3 protein-coding genes are annotated in these 6,712 nt (G+C 37.1%); all 3 read left to right on the plus strand.

Annotated features, from left to right (window positions below; genetic code table 11):
- Positions 1-569: 569 nt before the first annotated feature.
- Positions 570-2,912 carry a TonB-dependent receptor gene (locus tag ACT3RM_RS16375; protein WP_441836446.1) on the plus strand — a complete coding sequence of 781 codons (2,343 nt, stop codon included), beginning with the start codon at positions 570-572 and terminating at the stop codon, positions 2,910-2,912.
- Between the two features lie 17 nt (positions 2,913-2,929).
- A complete protein-coding gene (locus ACT3RM_RS16380) occupies positions 2,930-4,150 on the plus strand; it encodes a dipeptidase (RefSeq protein WP_441836447.1) in 1,221 nt (406 codons plus the stop codon).
- A gap of 968 nt (positions 4,151-5,118) precedes the next feature.
- A complete protein-coding gene (locus ACT3RM_RS16385) occupies positions 5,119-6,654 on the plus strand; it encodes an acetyl-CoA hydrolase/transferase family protein (protein WP_441836448.1) in 1,536 nt (511 codons plus the stop codon).
- Positions 6,655-6,712 lie beyond the last annotated feature (58 nt).

Genomic DNA, 6,712 nt, shown 5'->3' on the forward strand with positions numbered 1-6,712 from the left:
GAGCGATAAGTAGACAGTCAATAATTGTAAAGTCTGAAGTCAAGATTTGATAATCATATAGAAAGTTCCTCGAGTTTTTCGATACAGCTGCCTGACCGGAATTAACTGATGGGTGCTCCCTTGGCTTTGAGGTAAGTGATTATGAAGGTAGAAAAGGCAGTTTGTTACTATGAATTGATATGATGCCGCAAATATTTGAGTAGGGGGTATATTAAAAACCTCAGCAAGCAATAACTGGCGCTATTATTAATAAATTTAGAATAATCACGTGCTTATTATTAGTGCGTTTTATGTACAAAACTGTGCAATGTCATCATTCTTATAATATTCATCTACGGTTAATCTCGTTATACCATTGAATGAAAATAGATATTGTTCCTCCCCAAGGCTTATATAACTTAAGCATAATCTGAAATACATCTTATGGCATGCCCATATAGTTAAAGTTGGTACGTTTATTGTACAGCTTGGCTTGCGGTCTATCTATTAGCTTTTTCGTATACCTTATTAAAAACATTTTTTTTGGTGCAATACGTCAGCTATTTTTATAAAAACAAAGGATTACAGGAATGATAAAAACTAAAAAATATTTTCGTCCTACTTTATTAAGCATATCAATTGCAACTTTATTTTCTGCTGGCCCCACTTTGTCCCAAGAGGTTGATGGTGAGTATAACGATGAGTCTACAGAAAAAATTCAAGTGATTGGCCGACGTATTTCAGAAACAGAAATAGCAATAGGTACTGGTGAAGTTTCTAACACAATCGCTGTTACTCGGGATGAATTATTATCAGCCCCTGCTGGGGTTTCTGGTCTAAAAATGCTTGAGAGTTTACCTGGGTTTAACGTACAAACTGATGGCGCATTAGGTCTTTATGAATTTGGTAATTCAGTAAATGTAAGAGCATTTAATTTAAGCCAAATAGGTTTTGTATTAAATGGCGTGCCCATGGGACGCTCAGACGCTTTTGGCGGTAGTCCGATATTTAGATATGTAGACAATGAAAACTTGGCATCAGTCATAGCATCACCTGGTGCAGGTGATGTGTCAGCACCGAGTTATTCGACACTAGGACCTATTGCTGCTTATAATTCAGTTGATCCATCACATGAAATGGGCGGAATGGTCTCATTAACGGTTGGTGATGACAACTTACAGCGCTCATTTATAAAACTTGAAACTGGCGATATCAATGGTTTTAGAGCTTATATTAGTCGCTCTAAAACCGATAGTGATTTATGGCGCGGCCCTGGTACTATTGATAGAGAGCATATTGAAGGTAGAGCTATATATGAATTTAGTGCAGAAACATCACTAGAGTTTAGTTATGTAGGAAATGATTTTTTTGATTATGACTCTCCCTCGGGTACGGCAGAGACTTTTGCTAATAATTACAATTACGGCTATGTAGGCTCTATCCCAGAAGGCTGTATTTCAGCTCAACCTGAAGTTTATGATTTTAACCAAGATGGCACAATAAACGAAGCGGATTTCACACCTGTTTTTACTGGCGATAATTGTACTACTTATTATGAAGATCGTATAAACGTACGCGACGACCAATTATATTCGCTGCAACTTAATACCTACCTGACAGATTATTTACTCTTTACCGGTACATACTACCTTGAAGATAAAGACGGATATGGCGTATCTCCAGATACTTATAGCAATACATTAGAGATTTATGAAAGTCAGCTTTCTGCGGGGTTAGATGTTACTCATCCACGCGGCGTACAATATGGATTATCTGGAGTCAGTGGTGAGAGGGAAGGCTTTCTGGCAAGCTTCAGCTTAGAACTTGAGCAAAACCAAATAGAGTTTGGTGCTTGGATAGAAGAGGATAATTATACCCGAACACAACAACGGCTAAATAAAACAGGAGGGAGCGTTGATGGCGATGTTATCTGGGATGAGGTTGCTTATTACCGACGTAATTACACTTCAGTTCGTGATACTACTCAACTGTACATTAAAGATACCATCAGCTTAATGGAAGATAATTTAATATTAGAAGTTGGTCTTAAGTCCCTCAGTGTAGATTATTCTTTAAATGGATATCGTGATTACAACGATTATGAAATTAATGGTGAAGCGGGTTATGGCCCACAGTCTGTAGGTGATGAATTTAGTAACCACTTCCTACCTTCTATTGGGGCAGTATATACATTGAATGATACCGACCAAGTATTTACGTCGTACTCTAAAAATTACGCATTACCAAGTGGCACCGATGATATATATAGTCAAGCGATAAGTTTTGAAGCAGATACACTAGAAGGTGAAGAAGCCGATAATTATGAGCTAGGTTACCGTACTAACCATGAAAACTTTAATGCAGCGCTTGTATTATTCTATACTCGTTTTGATAATCGTTTGTTCGCGAGTAATGTCATTAATCCAGCAACCCAACAGCCCGAAGGGTTTTATGTAAATGGCGGTGCTTCACAAGCATACGGTTTTGAATTAAGTGGTGTTTATCAACCTGAGATATTCAATAAGTCGCTTTATTTTAATGCTAATACCTCTTATAAAAATGCAACGTTGGTCGATGGTTTTGATAACAACCCTGAAGGCAGTCGCTTGGCGGATAGTCCAAAATGGTTGATGACGGGAGGTATAACTTACGAGCCGAGTAATTGGGTGGTGACAAATATTTCTGCTAAATATACAAGTGAACGTTACACCGATTATGCCGAAACTAATGAAATGGAAGGCTACACAACTGTTAGCGCTTATATTGATATAGGTGGAGGTAACCCCTTCGGCATGCCAGAAAACGTTAGTTTACGCTTAAATGTTGATAATTTATTCAATAAAGAAGTGTTATCTTTTGGCTACATTGGCTCAACTTTTTATCGTCCTCTTAACCCTCGTAATGTACAAGCTTCATTAACTGTAGCATTTTAAATAGTATGGAGAAATATATGCATAAATTGAACAAAAAAATATTGTTAATTGCCTTTAACCTCTTTGTTTGGCAAACAGCAAACGCAGTAACGATAGAAGAAGCTACAGCAATACAACGTTCGCTAATAACCTTAGATACACATCTAGATACACCTTCTAAACTAGTTATACCGGGGTTTGATATTTTAGAACGTCATAGCTATTCGCATGATTTTTCACAAGTAGATGTACCTCGCATGCAAGAGGGGGCATTAGATGGTGGTTTCTGGGCTATTTATTCACCCCAAGGTGAATTAACCCAGTCAGGGTATGAAAAAAGCCGTGATACAGCTTTACTACGAGCATTAGCAATTAGAACAATGGTAAATAAAAACTCAGATACATTTACATTTGCCACAGAAGCAGACGAGGCTAGTAAGATAAAGAACGACGGTAAACTTATCGTATATATGAGTATGGAAAATTCATATCCTCTAGGTACCGACCTCAGCTTACTTGAAACGTTCTATAAATTTGGGCTACGTATGGCAGGTCCTGTACATTTTAAAAATAATCAATTTGGTGATAGTTCAACTGACCCTGAAGGCGTTAAGTGGGATGGTTTATCCCCTTTAGGAGAAAAGTTTGTCACTGAAGCAAACCGCTTGGGTATAGTATTAGATGGATCTCACGCACACGATGAAACTGTGAGGGATATGATCCGCCTATCTAAAGTACCAATCATTTTGTCTCACACGGGTAATAAAGCAATTTTTGATCATCCACGTAATATTGATGACACCTTGCTTAAACAGTTAGCTAGTTCAGGTGGAGTCATTCAAATGAATGCCTATAGTGAGTATTTAAAAGAACTACCGTCAAATCCAGATCGTGAGAAAGCGTTTAAAAATTTGATGGTTTTATATAATAATGGAACTGACTCTGAGACTATTTTAGAAAAACGCCGTGAAATCGAAAAAAAATATCCAGCTGTTAAAGCGTCATTTGATGTGTATATGGATCATTTTTTACATGCGTTAAAAGTTGTAGGGCCAAAACATGTGGGTGTTGGTGCCGACTGGGATGGTGGAGGTGGTGTCGAAGGGATGATGGATGTCGTGAACTTACCTTTAATTACTCAACGTTTACTTAAGGAAGGTTATGAAAAGTCTGATTTGGCTGACATTTGGAGTGGTAATGCATTACGTGTTTTACAAGATGTACAAGATTATGCAGCGTCATTAAAGTCAGAAAAATAATAGCAAAAAATAAATAATTGTTACTGCATAGTGTTGAGTGATAGTTGTCAATGATGCGTATAACACCCATTTATATCTTAATTATGATGGGTGTTTAGCTAATATACTATAAATTATGGGCTGTGCGGGAGTAAATTGATTAATCTTGTCGTGTCGTTATCAAATAAAAGAGAGCGACTACTCTTTGCTATAAATATACTTAAAGAATGAAATTTTTGTCAATTTAAGCATAAATGGAATATACTCTCGGCGCCTTACCACTAGACACTTCAAGTAATTTTAGTGATGAGCTATAGCTCAGTTGGTAGAGCCTCTGATTGTGATTCCGGCTGTCGAAGGTTCAGTCTCTTTAGACAATACACTTTTCTACCTATTACATCCTTATATTGAACTAACCTTGGCTAAAATGACGGTGATTTTGGTTTTTCCGTGACTGAGAGGTTAAGACATTTTAGCTTGAGAAATATGCTAGTAATCTAAATAAAGTAAGCGCTCAATTCTCGGCGTATAATGACAGTCAAATGAAAGTTGGGAAGTCCACTCATCAAGAATTATCAATGTCCGCTCATGGCACATAGCAGCCAACTAAAGTAGGCAGTATATTTATGAGGTTGGCTTTATAAAGCTTGTATTTGGTAACTTTATGCCATTTTAAGCTTCAATATTATGTCAACTTATACTTTACTTGCGGCGCTGTAGCTCAGTAAAAGCGTATGTTATTATGTCAATTTATGCTTCAAACAACATTGGTTGTTTTAATTGATAAGCTTTAACACTTCAAAATATTTATTTAAATTACTAATCCTGATTGCTAATTACACTACTAGATAGTTGAAGTGATGTTTATGCATGATAGAAAGCTTTTGTTAAATGAATTTCTCATCCTAATTATGTGAATACGACTTAAGTATAGATTATTTGCTTCTAAGTAAAGATTAGAATAAGTAAAACTTAGAAAGGGGCTCAATATGAACTTAGAACGTATTCGCAATAGTAATCTGCATCAAAAAGTAATGTCAGCAGATCAAGCCAGCCAATTTATTAAAGATGGAATGACGGTTGGAATGAGTGGCTTTACTCGTGCCGGTGAAGCTAAAGCTGTACCTAGAGCATTGATTGAGCAAGTTAAAAACAATCCTATTAAAATAAATTTAATGACAGGTGCCTCTTTAGGTAATGATTTAGATAAGCTACTTACCGAAGCGGGAATTTTAGCTCGCCGTATGCCTTTTCAGGTAGATAGCACTTTACGTAAAGCGATTAATAACGGTGAGGTGATGTTTATTGATCAGCATTTATCTGAAACTGTTGAGCATTTACGTAATCACCAATTAACAATGCCTGATGTAGCTGTTATTGAAGCTGTAGCTATCACCGAAGAAGGGCATATAGTGCCAACTACTTCAGTAGGTAATTCTGCAAGCTTTAGTATTTTTGCAAAAGAAATAATCATCGAAATTAATATGTTACATAGCCCTGAGCTTGAGGGGTTACATGACATATACATTCCTTCTTATCGTCCAACCCGAACACCTGTGCCTCTAGTAAAGGTTGACGATCGTATCGGTAGTAAAGCTATTCCAATAGATCCTGCAAAAATTGTTGGTATTGTTTTTACTAACCAAAGCGATTCGTTTTCCACGGTTACTGACCCAGATCAAGAGACTGCATCAATTGCACGTCACTTAGTTAACTTTTTTAAAGACGAAGTGACTGAAAGTAGATTGCCATCTAATTTAGGGCCATTACAAGCGGGTATTGGTAACATAGCTAACGCAGTTATGATGGGGTTATTAGATTCTGATTTTGAAGATTTAACAATGTACTCAGAGGTATTGCAAGATTCGACATTTGACTTAATCGATGCTGGTAAGCTTAAATTTGCATCGGGGAGCTCAATAGTTTTATCAGAGCGTTGTAATGCACAAGTATTTAATAATTTAGAGCAATATAAAGATAAGCTTGTGTTACGCCCTCAAGAGATTTCGAATCATCCTGAAATAGTGCGCCGTTTAGGTATTATTGCAATTAACACAGCACTTGAATTCGATATATACGGTAATGTGAACTCAACACATGTGTGTGGCACTAGAATGATGAATGGTATTGGTGGCTCTGGTGACTTTTCTCGTAATGCGCATTTAGCTATTTTTGTTACTAAATCAATAGCTAAAAATGGCGATATTTCAAGTGTTGTGCCTATGGTTAGCCATGTTGATCATAACGAACACGATGTTGATATTTTAGTAACAGAGCAAGGTTTAGCTGATTTACGTGGCTTAGCGCCACGTGAGCGGGCTGTACAAGTTATTAAGCATTGTGTGCACCCAGAATATCGCGAAGCGATGTTAGATTATTATGAGCGTGCTTGTGATCGCGGTGGGCATACTCCTCATTTACTTGAAGAAGCGTTTAGCTGGCATATTCGTTTGGAGCAGGAAGGTAGTATGAAAAAAGCACCTGTAACGCAAAATCAAGATACTCCAGTACCGCTATCAGCCTAAGGCTGCTTTTGTTGAATAAGTAGCTAGTTTAAATAACGCTCTTTTATGGAGCGTTATT

Origin of the sequence: Pseudoalteromonas sp. AOP7-A1-14, assembly GCF_052376275.1 — a bacterium.
GTDB lineage: Bacteria > Pseudomonadota > Gammaproteobacteria > Enterobacterales > Alteromonadaceae > Pseudoalteromonas.

What these genes read in the sequence shown, in the direction of transcription:
- ACT3RM_RS16380 (WP_441836447.1), top strand. Translation starts at nt 2,930, where the DNA reads ATGCATAAATTGAACAAAAAAATATTGTTAATTGCCTTTAACCTCTTT.
- ACT3RM_RS16385 (WP_441836448.1), top strand. Translation starts at nt 5,119, where the DNA reads ATGAACTTAGAACGTATTCGCAATAGTAATCTGCATCAAAAAGTAATG.
- ACT3RM_RS16375 (WP_441836446.1), top strand. Translation starts at nt 570, where the DNA reads ATGATAAAAACTAAAAAATATTTTCGTCCTACTTTATTAAGCATATCA.